Raw genomic sequence first — 21,131 nt, forward strand, 5'->3', positions numbered from 1 at the left:
GCCTCCACAGCGGCCAATGACCACCAGGAGTGCGCACCTTGCGCCGCGATCTCTCGCCACGCTGAGGCCACGGCCAGAGAAGTCGCGGCCATTGCCCGAGCCACATCCGGATTGCCCGGTTGCGCCGACGACGTCGCCTCGGACGCGTACCCGTAGTCCCGATACGCCTCCTGCCATGCTTCGACCAACCCACCTGGCACCGACGCGAGAACCGCGTCCGGCCCGACCCCGGGGGGAGGGACCAGGCCGGAAACCGGCCCCTCCCCATCAGGCTGCCGAGACACCGCGATCACGCAGCCTTCTCGCCCGACTCAGACGAGGACCGATTGCCCCAGTCGTGCGGGAACGCCTTGCGGAACTCGACGGGGAATCTGTGCTCCCTGGATATCGCCATCGCTGAACCACCTTCGATCCGTAGCTGTTCGTCCAGCCCGTCTCGGGCCACCTACAGCTTCGGTCGAAGGCAGGTCGCATTACGACAGCGCGTATGACCCATCTCCACGCTCTGTAACTCACCTAGTCTCATCTATGTCTCAGCTCTGCTAGTCTCGCCAGAAACACCCAGTACAGAGGGGGTGCGCGATGACTGAACCGGTCCTGCTCAAGATCCTGCTCAAACAACGTCACCTGCAAGGCCACCGAGCCTTCTGCAAGGAGTACGACCGCGTGGCCGCGAAGATCGAACCCGACCTGGTCGGCGGCTATCCCAGCAAGGCCCAGTTCTACCGTTGGCTGTCCGGCGACCTCATCGGTCTTCCCTACGCCGATCACTGCCGCATCCTGGAAAGCATGTTCCCCGAGTGGGACGCCCGCCAGCTCTTCGAGCCCTACAACGGCAGCGTCTCCTACACCCCGGAACCTGACGCGTCCCCGGTTACGACTGACCCGCTTGAACACCCCCCAACCGGAGGCCATGCCCTCGCCCCATCTGGGTACTCACCGGGGATGATTGCCGCCTACCCCTACCGGTCCGACTTCCCCGTCTCCAAGTGGTGGGAGTTGATCACAGGCACCGAGAAGCAGATGGACCTGCTCGGCTACACCCTCTACTTCCTGCCACTACAGCACCCGCAGTTCGTCGACACCCTCCGCGCCAAGTGCGAAGCAGGATGTGTAGTCCGAGCCGCGATCGCCGATCCGGCCTCCGAGCACGTCGCCAACCGCGACCGCGAAGAAGATCACCCCATCACCCTGGTCGTCCGCATCCACTCCACCCTCAAGGCGCTACAGCCGCTGATCGGGCACGAGAACTTCCACTTGCGTTACCAGGACATCCCGCTCTACAACTCGGTCTTCCGCTTCGACGATCAGATGCTCGTAACCCCGCATCTGTACGCCACGCCGGGCTCGGCTGCGCCACTGCTGCACCTCCGAAACGCCCAATCGGAAGACTTGTTCGCAAGGTTTGCGAAGCATTTCGAGGATGTTTGGGTGGTGGCTCAGCCGGTCGGGCAAAATCCAGGGGTAACTGATGGCTCGCATTGACTACTACGACGACCCGAAAGCGCCCAAGGCGAACTCTCTGGTTGTCGCTGCTTCCGCAATCGTGGAACATGAAGGAAAGATACTTTTACAGCGCCGTTCGGATAACAATCTCTGGGCGCTGCCGGGAGGTGGAGTTGAGATCGGTGAATCAGTTGGCGACTCGATCATCCGTGAGGTTCGGGAGGAAACCGGAATATCCGTGACTCCGCGGTATGTTATCTCTGTCTACTCTGATCCGAAGCATGTCATGGAGTATGGCAATGGCGAGGTGCGCCAAGAATTTTCAATCTGTATCGCTTGCTCGATGGTCGAGGGAGAACTTGCGATCAGTTCGGAATCGAAGGAAGTCGGATGGTTCGGCAAGTCGACCATCAAAGGTATGGGTATGCACCCCCGAATTTATGCACGGATACAAGATTACCTAGACGGAGTTGTTGCCAAGTTGAACCCATGACTTCGACGTGGGCTGGTCATCAGAACGTGTGGCCGCCGTGCACAACGGTTGCCCTTTCGTGTCGCTCGCAGTTTGAGCCTTACTACACCTGACCAAGCCCAGTCAGTGACAGTCGTTCGTCCGTGCGTTCCACTGCGGTTCTCAACTCCGACTCTGCCCGCTGGATGAACCGCGTCACCACTTCACCAAGCCCGTACCTCTCCCGGATCTCCGCGACACGTCTGCTGAACGCCACCACCGCCCCATCGGGCGAGGTAGTCATATCCACCCACCACAGCGCATCCCGCAACGGTGTGCGTTCGTCGTCCCACTCCGCCAACTCGGTTGTCAGGCCGCGCAACTCCGCTTCCCGATATGAGCATGAGTGGTGAGCCACAAGGTTGCAGATACGGGCCGGAAAACCCAGGCCGGCGAGGAACCGGGCACCATCCAGCGCGTGCAAACCGGTGTCGACCGCTGAATCGCAATACCCGATGTCGTGCACAAGCGCTGCCACGGTGAGCGTCTCGGCATCGGTGTCTGCGAAAAGAGGAGCCACTGAGAGGCTTCTGCGCAGTGCTCCTTGAAGGTGGGCGTAGCGCCGAGGTTGACTCGTTGCCAATTCCCTCCGGACCAGGTCTTCAGCCTCTCCAAACAGTGCTCCCAAGTTCGCCTCCCGGCAGCCGATGCTGAGTCAATTCGACTGTACCCATGGGCGCTGGCCTCCATTGGGTGGACCTCGCCGCCCCGTCGGTCGCCGCCGGGTGCACGAACCCATCCGCCTTCGCCGTGGCGTTCAAGGCCGAACCTGGGCGGACCCCACGGCGATCCCTTCCTCGGTGAGCGTCTCCAGCACCGTCGGGGGGCCGATGCGCTGGTACCACTCGAAGCGGTAGGCGTCGGGGAAGGTCGCGTGGGCGACCGCCTCGCCGGTGACCTGGCTGGCGTGGGTGACGATGGCGGCCAGCTTCGCCGACAGCTCCGCGTAGGTCGCCCGCAGCGTCACCGTGATCTCCGACGGGAACAGGCCGAACGGGACGTCCGTGGAGCGGGCTGCCGCGTGGACCAGGTGGGCGTTGTCGCCGAGGCGGGTGAGGTGGGTTCTGTCCACTGTGGCCTCGTACGACGTCACCCCGGCCAGGCGGGCGGCTTGGCGGCCGATGCGGTGGACGGCGACGTGGTCGGGGTGGCGGTAGATTCCGCGCCAGTCGTAGTGCAGGATCATCTCCGCCTGTTCCGCTTCGATGATCTCGGCGACCCGGCGGGACAGGGTGCCGACCGGTTGGCGCATGAGGGCCATCGGGTGGTGGTTCTGCGGCCAGCCGGGCAGTCCCGAATCGCGGAAGCCCAGGAGGACCAGGCGGTCGACGCCGAGGATGTCGCCCGCCCGTTCCAGTTCCAGGAGGCGACGGCCCGCCAGCGTCTCGTGCGGGCGCAGGGGGATGAGGGCTTCTCCCAGGTCGCCGTCGGTGGCGCAGACGAGGACGACCCTGGCGCCCGCGTCGGCGAGGCGGCGCATGGTGATGCCGGTGAAGATGGCCTCGTCGTCGGGGTGGGCGTGCAGGACCACCGCGGTGTGGCCGCGCAGGTCTGGGGTGGTCGACGGGGTTGTCACGGGCTTCTCCTCACCAGCGCACGGGCAGTCGGTCGGGGCCGCGCAGGAGCCTGCCCCGCTTCCACGGCACGTCCCCGGGGTCCACGGCCAGGGCCAGGGCGGGGAAGCGGTCGAGCAGGGCGCCGAGGGCGACGGTCAGTTCCATCCGCGCCAGTTGCGCCCCCAGGCAGTAGTGCGGGCCGTGCCCGAACGCCAGGTGCGGGTTGGGCGTGCGGCGCGGGTCGGGGGTGTCCGGGTCGGGGAAGGCGCGGGGGTCGCGGTTGGCGTTGACCCCGGCGGCGAAGACGTGTTCGCCCGCGCGGACGACGCCGCCGCTCAGCTCGACGTCGACGCGGGCGACCCGGGCGTTGCCGATGCCGTTGCCCAGGGGGACGAACCGCAGCAGCTCCTCGACCGCCCCCGGCAGCAGGCCCCGGTCCGCGCGCAGCGCCGCGAGCAGGGACGGGGTGGTGAGCAGCACGTAGGCGAAGTTCGAAAGCTGGTTCGCGGCGGTCTCGTGCCCGGCGATCAGCAGCGTCACGCCGAACGACACCAGTTCCGGCTCCGTGAGCCGGGAGCCGCGGTCGCGGGCCGCGACGAGGTGGCCGAGCAGGTCGTCGCGGGGGTGCGCGCGGCGCTCGGCGACCAGGCGGGCCAGGTAGGCGCGCAGGGCGGCCTCGCTGTGCGCGGCCTCGGCGGGGTCGACCGCGGTGGTGGACATCATCGCGTCGGACCAGCGGCGGAATTCGGCGTGGTCGCGGTAGGGGACGCCGAGGAGGTCGCAGATGACGGTGATGGTCAGCGGCAGGCTCAGCCCGGCCACCAGGTCCGCCCCCGGCCCGATTTCCTCCACCCGGTCCAGCAGCGCGGCCACCACCTGCTCGACCCGCGGTCGCAGCCGCTCGACCCGGCGGGGGGTGAACGCCTTCGACACCAGGGCGCGCAGCCGCGTGTGCCCGGGCGGGTCCATGCCCAGGATCGAGTCGGCCCGGCGCGGCAGCGCCGTGGTGCGCGGAACGCCCCCGCCCACCGGCGACCGGGTGAACCTGGGGTCGGAGTTGACCAGCTTGACGTCGGCGTACCGGGTGACCAGCCACCCCTCGCCGCCGTGCGGCAGCCGCACCCGGGCCAGTGGTTCGGACTCCCGCAGCTCGGCGAACACCGGGTGCACCTCCAGTCCGGTGACCTCGCCGAAGGGGTACACGTGCACCCGCTGGGTTTCCGCCATCTCAGGCGCACCTCGTTCCCGGAACGCTCACCCCGAACAAGCTTCCTGCGCAGTTCTGCCTTCCCCACGAAGGTAGGCAGCCGCCGCCGGACCCTCTGCGCAGTACTGAGCAGACCCCCGCCGCCAGCGGGGTGAGGGTGGCGAGCAGCACAGCAGACCACCGAAGGGGACCGTGGCCATGACCGACATCATCGAGCGCCCCGTGCTCGCGGAGACCGACGAGACCGGGGTGCCCGCGCAGGCCCCGACGGCGTTCAACACCTCGAACAGCGGGTTCGTCATCCACCGCTCCGGCCAGATCCGGCACGAGTTCCGCCGCGAGGGCCGGGAGTTCGCCCTGGAGCTGGCGGGCTTCCTGAACAAACCGCTGGCGGGCAAGGCGACCATCGTCGTGTTCGAGGAGCTGTTCGGGCAGCAGGACCGGGTGCACTGGGTGCAGCACTTCAAGAACCCCAACGACTACCACGTCATCCTGGACCTGGTCGACCACGACAAGACCTTCAAGGACATCACCGAGCGCGACCGCCTCGCCGAGGGCGGCGGCGGCAACTGGGAGCGGATGTTCACCGAGGGCACCTTCTCCGAGCGCGTCATCGTGCCGCAGCACGGCGTCGGGGACCACGACGACGACGATGACGACCCCACGTACTTCGCCGACCCGGCCTCGCACCAGACCACCGTCCCCGAGGGCGAGCTGCTGCACACCGGCAACGCGGGCATCACGATCATGCGGACCGCGCACTGCAAGTACGAGTTCCGCGACGAGGCCCGCCAGTTCGCCTACGAGTGGGCCAACCACATCAACAACACCCTGCGCGGCTCGGTGTCGGCGTTCCTGTTCGAGGAGACCTTCGGCCGCCAGGACCGCATCCACTGGACCCTGCACTTCAAGACGCTCAACGACTACCTCAAGCTGGTGGAGCTGGGCAAGGACGAGACCTACAAGCAGATCCTCGGCGCCCGCCGGGTCGCGCTGGCCAAGGGCGGCGGCTCCTGGGAGAAGACCTTCGTCGACGGCACCATCCAGGACCTGGTGCTCTCCCCGCTGCGGTCCGGCACCACCGCCTCCGGCTTCTGACGCCATGACCACGGCGGAGTTCAGCACGCTGCGCCTGGAGCGGGCCCCCGGCCTGCTGCGGGTCGGCCTCACCCGCGGCGCCATCGGCGGCACCGTGCTCACCGAGCTGCACGCCGCCCTGGACCTGGCCGAGGCCGACCCGGACTGCCGCGTCGTCGCCCTGCACGGGGCCGACGGGGTGTTCTGCACCGGGATGGACTTCGCCGACGCCTCCGAGCACCTGGGCGACGGGGGTGAGCTGGCCAGGGTGGGCGGGGAGGAATTCCTCGGCCTGCTGCGCCGGTTCACCCTCGCCCCCAGGGTGGTGGTGTCCCTGGTGGACGGCTGGACCTCCGGTGGCGGGGTCGGCCTGGTCGCCGCCAGCGACTTCGTCTTCGCCACCGCGCGCAGCCAGTTCGGCCTCCCGGAGGCGCTGTGGGGGCTGCTGCCGTGCTGCGTGCTGCCGTTCCTGATCCGCCGGGTGGGCTTCCAGAAGGCCTACACCATGTCGCTGTCCACCCAGTCGGTCCCGGCCGAGGCCGCCGAGCGCTGGCACCTGGTGGACGAGCTGACCGAGCGGCCGGACACGGCCCTGCGCACCCTGCTGGCCCGGCTGCGCCGCATGGACGCGGCGACCGTGGCCGACCTCAAGCGGTACTGCCGCGCCCAGTGGTCCGGTTCGGCCGCGGGCGAGGAGCTGGCGCTGCGCGAGTTCGCGCGCCTGATGGCCGACGAGACCGTGGCCAGGCGCATCTCCGACTTCACCACGCACCGGAAGTTCCCCTGGGAGGCGTAGCACCATGGTCGCGTTGGTCTTCCCCGGTCAGGGCTCGCAGCGCAAGGGCATGGGCGCCGGGCTGTTCGACCGCTACCCGGAGCTGACCCGCCAGGCCGAGGACGTCCTCGGCTGGTCGCTGCGGGAGCTGTGCGCCGACGACCCGGACGGGCGGCTGCGGCGCACCGAGTTCGCCCAGCCCGCGCTGTTCGTGGTCAACGCGCTGACGCACCTGTCGCGCGCCCGCGAGCTGCCCGCGCCGAAGTTCCTGGCCGGGCACAGCCTCGGCGAGTACGACGCGCTGTTCGCCGCGGGCTGCTTCGACTTCTCCACCGGCGTGGAGCTGGTGCGCCGCCGCGGCGAGCTGATGGGCCGGGCGGGCGGCGGCATGACCGCGGTCATCGGCGTGGACCTCGACCGGGTGGTCGAGCTGCTCGCGGGCGGCGCGGACACCGGCGTGGACATCGCCAACCACAACTCCCGCACCCAGGTGGTGCTGTCCGGCCCGCCGGAGGGCATCCGGGCGGCGACGATCCTGATCGAGCGGGACAAGGCCGCGCGCTGCGTGCCGCTCAAGGTCAGCGCCGCGTTCCACTCCCGGTACATGGCCGCCGCGGCCGAGGAGTTCGCCGCCGTGCTGGCCGGGGTCACCTTCACCGACCCGATGGTGCCGGTCATCTCCAACGTCACCGCCCAGCCGTACCGGCCGGGTGAGGTCGCGACCCTGCTGGCCGAGCAGATCCGCAGGCCGGTGCGCTGGGCGGAATCCATGCGCCACCTGATCGACCACGGCGTCGAGGAGGTCGAGGAGCTGGGTCCGGGGCGGGTGCTGGCCGGGTTGTGGAAGGCGGCGGTCACCGACCCGGTGCCCGCCCCGACCGCGGCGCCGCTGATCCCCGCTCCCCGGCCCGCCACTCCCGCCATGGCCGCCTCCACAGTCGCCGTTCCCGCGATGGCCGCTCCCACGGCGGCCATTCCCACGGCCGCCGTGCCCACGCGGCCGGTCGGGTTGCGCGCGGAGGATCTGGGTTCTGCGGAGTTCCGGGAAGACTGGGGTGTCCGGTACGCCTACCTGGCCGGGGCCATGTTCCGCGGCATCGCCTCCACCGAGCTGGTGATCCGGCTGGGCCGGGCCGGGCTGCTGGGCTTCTTCGGCGCGGGCGGGCTGAAGCCGGACCGGGTCGAGGCGGCCCTGGTGGAGATCAAGTCCGCGCTGGGCCCGGACGGCCGCTACGGCATGAACCTGCTGCACTCCCTGGACGACCCGGCGTTCGAGGACGCCGTGGTCGAGCTGTACCTGCGCCACGGCGTCCGCGCGGTCGAGACCGCGGGCTTCACCCAGGTCACCCCCGCCGTGGTCCGCTTCCGCTACCACGGTGCGCGGATCGACGCGGCAGGCGTCTGCCACGCCCCGCACCGGGTGCTGGCGAAGGTGTCGCGCCCGGAGGTGGCCGCCGCGTTCATGCGCCCGGCAGCCCCCGCCGTGGTGGCGAAGCTGCGCGACGCGGGCCTGCTGACCGACGAGGAGGCCAGGGTCGCCCTGGTGCTGCCGGTCAGCGAGGACATCTGCGTCGAGGCCGATTCCGGCGGGCACACCGACGGCGGCGCGGCCCTGACGCTGATGCCGTCCATGCTGCGCCTGCGCGACGAGGTCATGGCCGAGGAGGGCTACGCCAAGCGCTTGCGCGTCGGCGCGGCCGGTGGCGTGGGCGCCCCGGAGGCGGTGGCCGCAATGTTGGTGCTGGGCGCGGACTTCGTGCTCACCGGGTCGGTCAACCAGTGCACCCCGGAGAGCGGGACCTCCGACGCGGTCAAGGACATCCTGGCGTCGCTGGACGTGCAGGACACCGCGTACGCCCCCGCCGGGGACATGTTCGAGATCGGCGCCCGGGTGCAGGTGGTCCGCAAGGGCACCCTGTTCGCCGCCCGCGGCAACAAGCTCCACCAGCTCTACCGCCGCTACGACTCCTGGGAGGAGATCGACGAGCGGACGCGCAAGAGCATCGAGGACACCTACTTCAAGCGCCCCTACGCCGAGGTGTGGGCGGAGACCGCGGCCTACCACCAGGGGCGCGGCAAGGACCTGAGCAGGCTGAGCGGGAAGCAGAAGCTCGCCCTGGCCTTCCAGTGGTACTTCGCCCGCTCGGTCCGCTGGGGCCTCGACGGCGTGCCCGACCAGCGGGTGAACTACCAGATCCAGTGCGGCCCGGCGATCGGCGCGTTCAACCGCTTCGCCGCGGGCACCGACCTCCAGGACTGGCGGGCCCGCCACGTCGAGGTCATCGCGGAACGACTGATGAGCGGCGCCGCCGAGGTGCTCGCCGGGATGTGTGGAGGACGACCGTGACCGAGACCGCCGTGGGCGCGCAGGCCCAGACCACGCTGGCACCGGAGGACCTGCTCAACTCGGTCAACTCCGGGGTGGTGGTCGAGCGCACCGCCCAACTGCGCGCGCAGTTCCGCTCGGTGGGCAAGAAGACCGCGCTGGAGCTGGCGGAGCAGATCAACCACAAGCACCAGGGCGCCGCCACGGTCTTCGTCTACGAGGAGGCGTTCGGCCGCCGCGACCGCCTGCACTGGCTGCTGCACCTGCGCTCGCTGCACGACTACGCGGCGGTGTCGGACCTGTTCGAGGACGGCCTGGAGGGCACCGGCGAGGGCGCGGGCACCGACCCCATGTACGTCGACGGCTCGGTCACCGAAACCCTGCTGATCCCGCAGCACTGGGGCATGTACGGCACCGACGAGGCGCTGCCCGAGGGCGCCGGGATCGACACCGCCAAGCCGAACCTGGTGGTGCCGCCCGCCGCGGGCCAGACCTCGCTGCCCGCCGACTCGCTGGTCCACTCCGGCAACTCCGAGATCGTCATCCACCGCAGCGCGGTCACCAAGTACGCCTTCCGCGCCGAGGCCCGCGTGTTCGCCCGCCAGATCACCGAGGACATCAACACCCACCTGCCCGGGGTCAGCACCTCCTTCCTGTTCGAGGAGGCCTTCGGCGGCGCCGACTACGTGCACTGGCTCATCCACATGAAGGACCTGGACTCCTACTACGACCTGATCGACATGCACCAGCGCATGGACCAGGCCACCCGCGACATCTACCTGAACGAGATCATCGCCCCGGCCAAGGGCGGCGGCACCTGGAACCGCATCTTCGTCGAGGGCAGCATGGGCGACGTCGCCTTCACCCCGCTGCGGCCCGACCGCTTCTGACGCGACCCGCCGAAAGGGGCCACCGGACACCGGTGGCCCCTTTCGGCGCGTCCGGGCCCTGCTCAAACGTGAGCAGGCATCCGGCAGACCCCGCATTAGCGTCGGAACCGCGGCAGCCGACCGGGGAAATGCTTGCGTGGCAAAAGCAATCCCCCGGAACGCCCCAGCAGAAGACGGCAACCCTTCGCACGCGGGAGACTGCAATGGCGCCAGCAGACGGCACGGCGGGGAGCACCACCCGGACCGGTGAGGTCCTCGCCCGGGTGCGGGACACCGTCACCGGGGTCCTCGCGGAGCTGCTGCCCGCGGGCACCACCCCCGACCTCGCGGCGTCCCTGCGGGCCTACGGGCTCGACTCGATGGCCGCGGCCCGGCTGTGGCTGGTGTTGCAGACCGAGTACGCCGTCGACATCCCGATCGACTGGGTGGGCAAGAGCCGCAGCTTCGCCGAGCTGGCCGACCGGGTCGCCGCGCACCTGGCCGAGGGGCCGACCACCGGTGTGTCGCGGGCCGCCGGGGTCCTGGTCACCGCCGACCCGGCCAACGCCGGGCAGCCGTTCCCGCTCACCCCGATGCAGCAGGCGTACCTGCTCGGCAGGCAGGCCGAGCTGACCGCCGACGCCGTGGGCTGCCACCTCTACCGCGAGTTCGAGGTCGACGACCTCGACGTGACCCGGCTCGACGGCGCCTGGCGGCGGCTCGTGCGCCACCACGACGTGCTGCGGCTGGGCATCACCGCCTCCGGGCAGCAGTACGTCCGCCCCGACGCCCCCGAGTGGACACTGCGGGTGCACGAGCCGACCGGCGACGACGCCGCCCAGGAGCGGCAGGCCGCCGAGGTGCGCGCCCGCCTGTCGCACAAGCGCTACGCCGCCGGGGACACCCCGTTCACCGTCGAGGTGACCAAGCGCGCCGACGGCACCGGCCGGGTGCACCTGAGCCTGGACGCGATCACCACCGACGGGCACGGCCTGGCCCTGCTGCTGACCCAGTGGGCCGCCCTCTACACCGACCCGGACCACGTCCTGCCCGCCCCGGCGGTCAGCGTCCGCGACAGCCTGGCCGCGCTCAAGGCCCAGGAGGACAGCGCCACCCACGCCGCCGACCTGGACTACTGGGTGGAGCTGCTGCGCGACATGCCCGACGGCCCCGACCTCGGCGGCACCGGCCAGGAAGGCCCGCGCCGGGCGCTGCGCGACTCCCTCAGCGCCCGCGAGTGGGCCGCGATCCGCGAGCTGGCGGGCGCGTGGGACGTCTCGCCCACCTCCCTGGTGCTGACCCTCTTCGCCGAAGTCCTCGCCCGGTACGCCGCGCGCGCCCCGTTCTCCCTCGTGGTCACCACCAACAACCGCGTGCGGCTGCCCAGCGCGGTCGCCGACCTGGTCGGGCCGTTCACCGCCAGCGCGGTGTTCCTCGCCGACTCCACCGCCGGGGTCCGCCTCGACGACGCCTGCGCGCGCACCCACAAGCAGCTCTGGCAGGCGGTGCAGCACTCGTCGGTCTGCGGGGTCACCGTGCAGCGGGAGCTGCGGTCGCGGCGGGCGATCCGCCGCCAGGTGGCGCTGCCGGTGGTGTTCACCAGCATGCTCGACGCCCTGCCCGCCGACGCCGACAGCGGGTTCGCCGCGTCGGTGGACTACGCCGTCAGCCAGACCTCCGGGGTGGCCCTGGACCACCAGATGTGGCAGCAGCACGGCGAGCTGCACCTGCAGTGGGACGTCGCCGACGCGTTCGTCGCCCCCGGGGTGGCCGACGCCGCGTTCGCCGCGCTGGTCAACGACCTGCGCGAGCTGGCCACCCCGCCGGACCTGGAGATCCGCGGCCTCAACGAACTCCAGCAGGCCTACTTCGTCGCCCGCGCCGGGGACGCCGCCGCGGACGGCTGCCAGGTGGTCACCAGCCTGCACGTGCCGCACCTGGACCGGACCCGGCTGGAGGCCGCGGCGCTGAAGGTGGTGGCCGAGTACGACGTGCTGCGCAGCGCCGTGTCCGGCGACGGCCGCATCCGGGTGCGCCGCGACACCCCGGCGCGCAGGCGGGTGCCGGTGACCGAGGTCGCCGACCCGGCCGAGCACGCCGCGGTCGACGCGGCGACCCGCGCGGCCATGGTGTCGGCGGCGTTCCCGCTGGCCCGCTGGCACCACTTCGACCTGCGCGCCACCCGCTCCCGGGCGCGCGCCACCATCCACCTCGCGGTCGACCTGCTGCTCGCCGACGCCGTCAGCATCCACGCCATCGCCCGCGAACTGGTCCGCGTCTACCTCGACGGCGGCGACCCGCGCCCGCAGGTCCCCTACGCCGAGCAGCGGGCCGCCCGCGAGCACGCCCGGCTGGCCAAGGACTTCGTGCGCAGGCAGCAGCACTGGCGCGACCGCCTCGCCGACCTGCCCCCGGGCCCGACCGTCCCCGACCGGCCGCGCGCCGCCGCGCCCCGCACCCGGCTGACCGGCGCCTTCACCGACTGGGCGGGTTTCCGCGCCCGCGCCGAGCGGCACGGCGTCAGCCCGGACGCGGTCCTGCTCGCGGCCCTGGGCAAGGCGCTGAGCAGCGCGCACCCGGAGGACTTCACCGTGTCCGTGGTCCGGTTCCCGGAGCACGCGCGGCGGTTCCGGCCCGCTGAGCTGACCGCGTTGAGCTGGGTCCGCCGCGGGCCCGAGGGCCGGTCCATCGTGGAGGCGGCGCGGGCCCACGACGCGGAGCTGGCCGCCGACGCCGAGGCCGACGCGGTCAGCGGGCTCACCGAGCTGCGCAAGATCGTGCTGCGGGAGCGCAAGAACGACAGCGGGTACGGCTTCCCGGTCGTCTACACCTCCCTGTTCGACCTGACCGACACCCCGCCGGGCGCGCGCACCGGCGAGTGGCTGACCTGCACCCCGGGTGTGTCGCTGGACTGCATCGGCGAGTTCGACGCGACCGGCGCCCGGTTCTGCTGGGACGTCGTCGAGGCCGACTTCGCCGACGCCCCCGCCCTGTTCGCCGGGTTCGCCCGCCTCGTCGCCGCCCTGGAATCCGACGACGCCGCCTGGACCGCGGGCAGCCCCGGAACTGAAGACCCTTGGGCCGCCGAGCGGCACAAGATCCTGGTCGAGTGGAACGACACCGCCCGCGACTTCCCCTGCGACGGCCCGATCCACCTGCCCATCGAGCGGCAGGCCGCGGCCACCCCGGACGCGGTCGCGCTGCGCTGGGCGGGTGGCACGCAGACCTACGGCGAGCTGAACGCCGAGGCCAACCGCATCGCCTGGACCCTCAAGCGGCGCGGGGTCGGCCCGGAGACCGTCGTCGGCATCTCCATGGCCCGAGGCCCGAGGATGATCGCCGCCGCCCTGGGCATCCTCAAGGCCGACGGGGTGTACCTGCCGGTCGAACCCGGCCTGCCCGCCGAGCGCGCCGCGGTGATGCTGGCCGAGGCGCGCTGCTCGATCGTGCTGTCCACCTCCGACACCACCCGCTGGCCCGCCGCGTCGTCGATCGAGGTCATCGACACCGACACCGCCGCGGCCACCGGCGGGGAGGTGAACCCGGTCCCCACCGGGCACGTCGACAACCGCGCGTACATCATCTTCACCTCCGGCAGCACCGGCAAGCCCAAGGGCGTGGCGGTCACCCACCGGCCGGTGCACAACCTGCTCAACTGGTGCCACCGGAAGTTCCACTTCGGACCGTCCGACGTCGGCCTGTGCGTGACCTCGCTGGGCTTCGACCTGTCGGTGTTCGACATCTTCGGCCTGCTCGGCGTCGGCGCCTCCCTCTACATCGCCGACGCCGCCCAGCAGCGCGACCCGGAACTGCTGCTCGACGTGCTGCTCGACGAGCCGATCACCTTCTGGAACTCCGCCCCCACCACCCTCAACCAGCTCGCCCCCCTGCTGGCCGCCAAGTCCGGGCACCCCGGAACGCGCGACCTGCGGCTGGTCTTCCTCTCCGGCGACTACACCCCGCTGTCGCTGCCCGACGAGCTGCGCCCGGTGTTCGGCAACGCGCGGATGATCAGCCTGGGCGGCGCCACCGAGGCCACGGTGTGGTCGAACTGGTTCCCCATCGGCGAGGTCGACCCGGCCTGGCGCAGCATCCCCTACGGCAGGCCGATCGACAACGCCCGCTACCACGTGCTCGACGAGAACCGCGAACCCGTGCCGGTCGGCGTCGAGGGCGACCTCTACATCGGCGGCGCCGTGCTGTCGCAGGGCTACGTCAACCGCCCGGACCTGACCGCCGAGCGGTTCGTCGACGACCCGTTCCACCCCGGCGAGCGGCTGTACCTCACCGGCGACCGGGCCAGCTACTTCCCCGACGGGAACCTGTGCTTCCTGGGCCGGGCGGACAACCAGGTGAAGATCCGCGGGTTCCGGGTGGAGCTGGGCGAGATCGAGCACCGGCTGCGCCAGCACGACGCCGTCACCGAGGTCGTGGTGCTGGCCCGCGAGGACCACTCCGGCGACCGCAAGCTCGTCGCCTACGTCATCCCGGCGGGTGACGCCGTGCCGTCGGTGCGCGAGCTGCGCACCTACGCCGGGCAGGCGCTGCCGGAGTACATGGTGCCGAACTTCATCGGCTTCGTGGACACGTTCCCGGCCACCGCCAACGGCAAGCTCGACCGCGCCGCCCTGCCCTGGCCGGTGATCGACCGGCCCAAGCCCGCCGCCCCCGCCCCGGAGCCCGCCGCCGGGCCGTCGCTGGAGCAACTGGTCACCGAGATCACCGCGATCTTCGCCGAGCGGCTGGGCCTGCCCACCGTGGACCCCGAGGCCGACCTGTGGGACCAGGGGGCGACGTCGTTCACCATGGTCCAGGTCTCCAACGCCCTGCACGAGCGCTACGGCACCCGCGTCCCCGTCTCGGCCCTGCTCGACGAGCCCACCGTGGCCTCTATCGCCCGCCAGCTCGCGGGCACCCAGACCGCCACCGCCCCGGCCACCGCCGTCCCAATCAGCACCACCGCACCGGCCGCCGCCCTGACCGGCATCGCCACGTCGGCCGCCGTCCCAGCGACCCCCGCCCCGGCCGCCGCGCCGATCCCCCCACCCGCAGCGCCCGTCCCGGCCGTCGTCGCGCCTCCCGCGACTGCCGCGGACCCGCTGACCGCCGACGAGGTCGTGGACCTGTTCTCCCCCGAGCAGCAGAAGGCGTTCAAGAGCGCCCGGCACAACCGCAGGCCCGCCGCGGGCGAACCGGTCGTGCCGCTGCCCGGGGCCGCCATCGCCCCGGAGTACTTCGGCTGGCGGGCCAGCCGCCGCGAGTTCGCCCCCGGCCCGGTCCGGTTCGACGCGTTCGGCCGCTTCCTGGGCCTGCTCGCGGAAACCACCGTCGAGGGCCGCACCCGGTTCCTCTACCCGTCGGCCGGTGACACCTACTCGGTGCAGGTCTACGTCCACATCCGCCCCAACGCCGTGGAAGGCCTCGCCGCGGGCGCCTACTACTACGACCCCACCGCGAACGCACTACGACTCGTCAACGCGTTCCCGCAACTGGACCGCTCACACCACTTCTTCTACAACCGCCCCCTCTTCGACGCCTCCGGCTTCGGCATCTACCTGATCGGCCAGACCGCGGGCATCAAACCCCTCTACCAGGACGAAACCCTCCGCTACCTGACCCTGGAAGCCGGCTACCTCGGCCAGACCCTCCTGCTCGGCCAGGCCGCCGCGGGCATCGGCCTGTGCCCGATCGGCGCGGTCAACCACGACCGCGTCACCGCCGACTTCGCCTTGGACGACGGGCACGTGTTCCTGCACGGCTTCCTGGGCGGCCCGGCCGAGCACGAGCCCCCGCACAACGGCACCCGGTTCCCCTTCGGCTCCTTCGGCGCCACCCCGGCGAACTCGGGCGAAGCCGCGGGTGACAGCAGCCGCCGCGACCGGCAGGACCCCGGCGAGGTCGCCGTCATCGGCATGGCGGGCACCTTCCCCGGCGCCTCCGACCTCGGCGAGTTCTGGCGCAACCTGCGCGCGGGCAAGCGCGCCACCGGCCCGGTCCCCCCGGCCCGCCGCGCCGCGCTGACCCCCGGCGGCGACAGCGGCCTCACCGGCGGCTTCCTCGACCGCATCGACTCCTTCGACTCCCTGCTGTTCCACACCTCCCCGGACGAGGCCCGCACCCTCGACCCGCAGGCCCGCCTGCTGCTGCAAACCGTGTGGGAGGCGCTGGAGAACGCCGGGCACACCGCCGACTCGCTGCGCCGCCAGTCCGGCCGGGTCGGGGTGTTCATCGGCACCATGTGGCAGGACTACCGCCACGTCGGCGCCGAGGCGTGGCAGCGCGGGCAGGCGGCGACGGTGTCCGCCACCGCCTCCGACATCGCCAACCGCATCTCCTACTTCTTCGACTTCCGCGGCCCCAGCCTCGCCGTCGACACCTCCTGCTCGTCGTCGCTGGCCGCCCTGCACCTGGCCGTGGAGAGCATCCGCCGCGGCGAGTGCGACGCGGCGGTGGTGGGCGCGGCCAACCTGCTCGCCCACCCCTACCACCTGCGCCTGCTCGACGACCTGGGCCTGGTCGTGGCGGGCGAGCAGCACGCCTACGACAACACCGCCTCCGGTTGGGCGCCCGGCGAGGGCTGCGGCGTGGTCGTGCTGCGCCCGGCCGCCGCCGCGACCGCCGAGCACGACGTGGTGCACGGCATCGTCGAGGGCACCTGGGTCGGGCACTCCGGCCGCTCCAGCCGCTTCGGCGCCCCCAACGCCGACGCCCTCGCCGAGTCCATGGCCAGGGCCCTGGCCGAGGCGGGCCGCGACCCGGCCGACATCGACTACGTGGAGTGCGCCGCCGCCGGGGCCAGCGTCGCCGACGCCGCCGAACTCGAAGCGCTCGGCACGGTGTTCGCCGACACCCTGAAACCGGTCCCGGTGGGCACGGTCAAACCCAACATCGGCCACCTTGAGGCGGCCTCCGGCCTGTCGCAGCTCGTCAAGGTGCTGCTGCAACTCGAACACGACCAGATCGCCCCCACCCTGGCCGCCGAGGAGCGCTCCGCCCTCGTCGCCTGGCACGACCTGCCGCTGACCCTGGTCGACGCCCCGCAGCCGCTGCGCGCCACCGCCGCCGACGGCCGCGTCCGGGCCATGGTCAACGCCGTCGGCGCCACCGGCACCTACGGCCACGTGCTGCTGCGCGGCCCCGAACCGCGCACCCCGCAACCCGGCCCGGTCGGCGCCCGCCGCTACCCGGTGCTGCTGTCGGCGGCCACCGCCCCCGCGCTCAAGGCCGCCGCCCGCAACCTCTACGACTTCCTCGCCGACCGGCACGCCTCCGGCACCGCCCCGATCCTCGCCGAGATCGCCTACACCCTGCAAACCGGCCGCGCGCACCTGCCGCACCGGCTCGCGCTGACCGTCGCCGACATCCCGGAGCTGCTCACCGCCCTGCGCGGGCACCTCGCGGGCCGCCCCGTCGAGGGCATGGTCACCGCCGAGGTCGACGCCGCCCTGGCCGCCGCCAGGGTGGAACCCGCCGACAAGTACGACGCCCTGGCCAGCTGGATCGAGGGCTACCACGTCGAGTGGCACCGGTACTGGCTGCCGCCGTCGTCGCGGGTCTCCCTGCCCACCTACCCGTTCGCCGTCGAACCGCACTGGCTCGACGACGGGCTGCCCGCGGTCGTCGAACCGGAGCCCGAACCCGAACCCGAGGTGTGCGAGGTGGTCCGGCCGCTGCCCCGCGAGGCCAGCGAGGACACCGTCGAGTTCGTCAAGCGCGCCTACTCCGAGGCCTCCGGCATCCCCGTCACCCGCCTGCACCCGAGGGTGCCGCTGGAGCACTACGGGCTCAACTCCCAGCTCATCGCCAAGGTCAACACCCTGCTGCGGGCCGAGTTCCCCGACGCCCCGCGCACCCTGTTCTTCGAGCACGCCGACCTCGCGGGCGTCGCGGGCGCCCTGGAACCGCCGGGCGACGGCCCCGATGACGACGACGAGGACACCAAGTCCGGCTCCGGCTCCGAGGGCGACTGGCCCTGGCACGGCGGCGCCCCCTCCGGCGACATCGCCGTCATCGGCGTCGCGGGCCGCTACCCGCTGGCCGACGACCTGGAGGCGTTCTGGGCCAACCTGGTCTCCGGCCGCGACTGCGTCACCCAGCTCCCGCCCGACCGGGCCCGCCCCGGCTGGCCCACCGACCTCATGTGGGGCGGCTTCCTGTCCGACGTGGACACCTTCGACCCGCTGCTGTTCAACATCACCCCCCGCGACGCGGAACTGATGGACCCGCAGGAGCGCCAATTCCTCCAGATCGCCTGGGAAACCCTGGAGGACGCCGGCTACACCCGCGCCCGGCTCGCCGAGCGGCACGCCGCCGAGGTCGGCGTGTTCGCGGGCGTGATGTACAACGAGTACCCGTTCTTCGGCGTCGAGCGCACCCAGCTCGGCACCCCCACCGACACCGGCTCCGCCGTCGCGGGCATCGCCAACCGGGTGTCGTACTTCCTCGACCTCACCGGCCCCAGCCTCGCCGTCGACACCATGTGCTCGTCGTCGCTGACCGCCCTGCACCTCGCCGTGGAGTCACTGCGCCGCGGCGAGTGCGAGGCCGCGCTGGCGGGCGGGGTCAACCTGTCCCTGCACCCCAACAAGTTCATCCAGCAGAACCGCCTCAGGATGAGTTCCACCGACCACCGCTGCCGGGCCTTCGGCGCGGGCGGCGACGGCTTCGTCCCCGCCGAGGGCGTCGGCGCGGTCCTGCTCAAACCCCTGCACCGAGCCCTCGCCGACGGCGACCGGGTGCACGCGGTCATCAAGGGCACCGCCATCAACCACGGCGGCAAGACCAACGGCTACATGGTCCCCAACCCGGTCGCCCAGGGCGCCCTGGTCGCCGACGCCCTGCGCCGCGCGGGCGTCGACCCGGCCACCGTCGGCTACCTGGAGGCGCACGGCACCGGCACCGAACTCGGCGACCCGGTCGAGATCGCCGGCCTGTCCCGGGCGTTCGACCTGCCCCCCGGCTCCTGCGCCATCGGCAGCGTCAAGTCCAACATCGGCCACCCCGAGGCCGCCGCGGGCATCGCCGCCCTCACCAAGGTGATCCTCCAACTGCGCCACCGCACCCTCGCCCCCTCCCTGCACGCGGCCGACCTCAACCAGAACATCGACTGGTCGTCCTCCCCGTTCCGCGTCCAGACCACCGCCGCCGCCTGGACACCCCCCACCGCCCCCGACGGCAGGCCCCTGCCCCGCCGCGCGGGCGTCAGCTCCTTCGGCGCGGGCGGCGCCAACGCCCACGTCGTGGTGGAGGAATTCGTCCCCGCCCCGGCACCCCGGGCGGACACCACCCCGCAACTCATCGTCCTCTCCGCCCGCGACACCCCGACCCTGCGCGCCGTCGCCACCCGCCTCGCCGACTTCCTCCGCGCCCCCGCCACCCCCGAGCCCGACCACGACACCCTCGTCCGCCGCCTGCACCGCCTCGCCGACGGCGAAATCCACCTCACCGGCCCCGAACTCGGCGCCTACCTGCTCGGCGGCACCGGGGCCACGGCCCCCGCCCTGCCCCCGCTCGCCGACATCGCCCACACCCTCCAGGTCGGCCGCGAACCCCTGCGCGAACGCCTCGCCCTGGTGGCCCGCGACCACGCCCACCTCCTGTCCACCCTGGACGCCTACCTGGCCACCCCCGCCCACCCCCCGGCCGCCACCGGCGCCGCCGCCCCATCCGGCCCCACCGCCGGTGCGAGCCGGGCCCCGGTGGCCCAGCCACACCTGTCAACCCCCGACCACACCCCCGGCGGTTCCGTCCCGCCCGGCTCCGCCATCGGCGCCGCCCAGGGCGTGGCGTCCGGGGCAGGCTTCCCGGTCACCGGCCGCACTCCGGGCGGTTTCGTTCCGCCCGGCCCTGTCATCGGCGCCGCTCAGGGCGTGGCGTCCGGGGCCGGCCTCTCAGTCACCGGCCGCACTCTCGGCGACCCGTTGTCCCCGGGTTCCGGCCAGGGCCCGGCTGCTGCCGGGCACCCCTGGGTCACCGGCCGCACCCCCGGCGGCTCCGTCCCACCCGGCCCCGTCGCCGACGCCGCGCAAGACCTGGAGGCCCTGGCCCGCCACTGGGTCACCGGCGGCCGCGTCGACTGGTCCACCCTGCACCGGACCCGCCCGCGCCTGACCGGCCTCCCGTCCTACCCGTTCGACCGCAAGCGCTACTGGCTGGCCGACGCGCCCGTCCCGCTCCTGCGCCCGGACTGGACCCCCACCCCGCTCACCCCCCGCCCGTCCGAAGCCCGGCTCGCCATCCGCCACACGGCGGCCACCGCCGCCCTGGCCCACCGGATCGCCGAGCTGGCGGGCGGCGCCTGGCTGGTCCCCGAGACCGCCGACGCCCCCACCGAGGCCGAGGCCCTGCTCGACCTCACCGACCTCGACGGCGTCGACCGCCCCTGGCAGCCCCGGCTCGCCGCACTCCGCGCGCTCATCGCCGGGGCCCGCGGCCGAGACCTCCGGATTCTCCAGGTCACCCGCGGCCTCCTCGGTCCCGCGGGCCCCGCACCCACCCTCACCGGCGCGGTGGTCGCGGCCTTCGTCCCCCTCCTGGGCGCCGAGTACCAACGGGTCACCTCCTCGGTCCTGGACATCGACACCGACGCCCCCGAGGCGATCCTGGCCGAGCTGACCGCGGGCCCCTCCGGCCGGGTGGCCGTCCGCGCGGGCACCCGCCTCACCCAGACCCTGCACCCCGTCACCACCCCACCCACCCCCACGAAGATCCACCCCGACCGCACCTACCTCATCACCGGCGGCACCCGGGGCATCGGCGCCCTGGTCGCCCGCCACCTCGTCACCCGCGGCGCCCGCACCCTCGTCCTCACCGGAACCCGCCCACCCACCCCCGAAACCCGGGCGCTGGTCGCGGACCTGGAACGCCAGGGCACCCGGGTGACCCTCCACACCGGACCCCTCACCCCCGCGTTCTTCGCCGCCACCCGCGCCGCGGCCCCCATCGCAGGCGTCATCCACTGCGCGGGCCGGGCGTCGGCGGGCCGCCCGTCCTTCATCCACAAGGAAACCGAAGACCTGGCGGAAGTGCTGTCCCCCAAGGTGGACCTGCTCCACACCCTGGCGGCCAACCTCCAACCGGACACCCCCGACTTCGTCCTCCTCTTCTCCTCGCTCTCCGCGATCGCCCCCGCCCTCGCGGGAGGAGTCCTCGACTACGCGGCCGCCAACGCCTACCTCGACCTCTACGCCGACCACCAGTCCCTGACCGGCCGCCCGTGGTTCCGCGCGGTCGACTGGCCCACCTGGCGCACCACCGGCATGGGCGCCACCGCCCCCGACAGCAGCGCGCCCTCGGGCATCGCCGCGCTGACGGACGCGGAGGGCCTGGCCGCCCTCGACCGCATCCTCGCCCTCCCCACCCACC

10 protein-coding genes are annotated in these 21,131 nt (G+C 72.3%); 7 read left to right on the forward strand and 3 right to left on the reverse strand.

Features of this window, described 5'->3' with window-relative positions; all coding sequences use genetic code 11:
• The first annotated feature begins 582 nt into the window (after window positions 1-582).
• Window positions 583-1,485: a hypothetical protein gene (locus UO65_RS33390; RefSeq protein ID WP_052021229.1), complete on the forward strand. Its 903-nt coding sequence runs from the start codon at window positions 583-585 to the stop codon at window positions 1,483-1,485.
• Entirely contained in the window at window positions 1,472-1,939 is a 468-nt protein-coding gene (locus UO65_RS34660) for an NUDIX domain-containing protein (RefSeq protein WP_035283248.1), read from the forward strand. The genes UO65_RS33390 and UO65_RS34660 overlap by 14 nt, the downstream gene beginning before the upstream one ends.
• A gap of 82 nt (window positions 1,940-2,021) precedes the next feature.
• Here UO65_RS34660 and UO65_RS15850 read toward each other — a convergent pair whose 3' ends face one another.
• The 3 genes from UO65_RS15850 to UO65_RS15860 all read right to left on the reverse strand — a co-directional run bounded on the left by UO65_RS15850 (window position 2,022) and on the right by UO65_RS15860 (window position 4,740).
• Window positions 2,022-2,585 carry an HD domain-containing protein gene (locus UO65_RS15850; protein ID WP_035283249.1) on the reverse strand — a complete coding sequence of 188 codons (564 nt, stop codon included), beginning with the start codon at window positions 2,583-2,585 and terminating at the stop codon, window positions 2,022-2,024.
• A gap of 129 nt (window positions 2,586-2,714) precedes the next feature.
• Window positions 2,715-3,533, reverse strand: a complete 819-nt coding sequence (locus tag UO65_RS15855) for a PIG-L deacetylase family protein (protein ID WP_052021230.1) — start codon at window positions 3,531-3,533, stop codon at window positions 2,715-2,717.
• 10 nt (window positions 3,534-3,543) lie between these two features.
• Window positions 3,544-4,740, reverse strand: a complete 1,197-nt coding sequence (locus tag UO65_RS15860; RefSeq protein WP_035283250.1) for a cytochrome P450 — start codon at window positions 4,738-4,740, stop codon at window positions 3,544-3,546.
• A gap of 178 nt (window positions 4,741-4,918) precedes the next feature.
• On the opposite strand from UO65_RS15860, the gene UO65_RS15865 reads away from it, so the two are divergent.
• The 5 genes from UO65_RS15865 to UO65_RS37425 form a co-directional block, all read left to right on the forward strand.
• Window positions 4,919-5,818, forward strand: coding sequence for a DUF6039 family protein (locus UO65_RS15865; RefSeq protein WP_035283251.1), 900 nt, complete (start codon window positions 4,919-4,921; stop codon window positions 5,816-5,818).
• Between the two features lie 4 nt (window positions 5,819-5,822).
• Entirely contained in the window at window positions 5,823-6,593 is a 771-nt protein-coding gene (locus UO65_RS15870; protein WP_035283252.1) for an enoyl-CoA hydratase-related protein, read from the forward strand.
• 4 nt (window positions 6,594-6,597) lie between these two features.
• Window positions 6,598-8,919 (forward strand): ACP S-malonyltransferase, encoded by a 2,322-nt coding sequence (fabD, locus tag UO65_RS15875; protein WP_035283253.1) that lies wholly within the window; start codon window positions 6,598-6,600, stop codon window positions 8,917-8,919.
• The gene (locus tag UO65_RS15880; protein WP_035283255.1) at window positions 8,916-9,788 is read left to right on the forward strand and encodes a DUF6039 family protein; all 873 of its coding nucleotides are present in this window, start codon (window positions 8,916-8,918) and stop codon (window positions 9,786-9,788) included. The genes fabD and UO65_RS15880 overlap by 4 nt, the downstream gene beginning before the upstream one ends.
• A gap of 203 nt (window positions 9,789-9,991) precedes the next feature.
• The coding region (locus UO65_RS37425) for a non-ribosomal peptide synthetase (protein WP_063935951.1) at window positions 9,992-21,131 on the forward strand (11,140 nt) is incomplete at its 3' end.

It is taken from the genome of Actinokineospora spheciospongiae (genome assembly GCF_000564855.1).
GTDB classification, from domain to species: Bacteria; Actinomycetota; Actinomycetes; order Mycobacteriales; family Pseudonocardiaceae; genus Actinokineospora; species Actinokineospora spheciospongiae.

Bases quoted from the DNA above. Each gene is read 5' to 3' on its own strand.
- UO65_RS33390 (WP_052021229.1), top strand. From the start codon at position 583: ATGACTGAACCGGTCCTGCTCAAGATCCTGCTCAAACAACGTCACCTG.
- UO65_RS34660 (WP_035283248.1), top strand. From the start codon at position 1,472: ATGGCTCGCATTGACTACTACGACGACCCGAAAGCGCCCAAGGCGAAC.
- UO65_RS15860 (WP_035283250.1), bottom strand. From the start codon at position 4,740: ATGGCGGAAACCCAGCGGGTGCACGTGTACCCCTTCGGCGAGGTCACC.
- UO65_RS15865 (WP_035283251.1), top strand. From the start codon at position 4,919: ATGACCGACATCATCGAGCGCCCCGTGCTCGCGGAGACCGACGAGACC.
- UO65_RS15870 (WP_035283252.1), top strand. From the start codon at position 5,823: ATGACCACGGCGGAGTTCAGCACGCTGCGCCTGGAGCGGGCCCCCGGC.
- fabD (WP_035283253.1), top strand. From the start codon at position 6,598: ATGGTCGCGTTGGTCTTCCCCGGTCAGGGCTCGCAGCGCAAGGGCATG.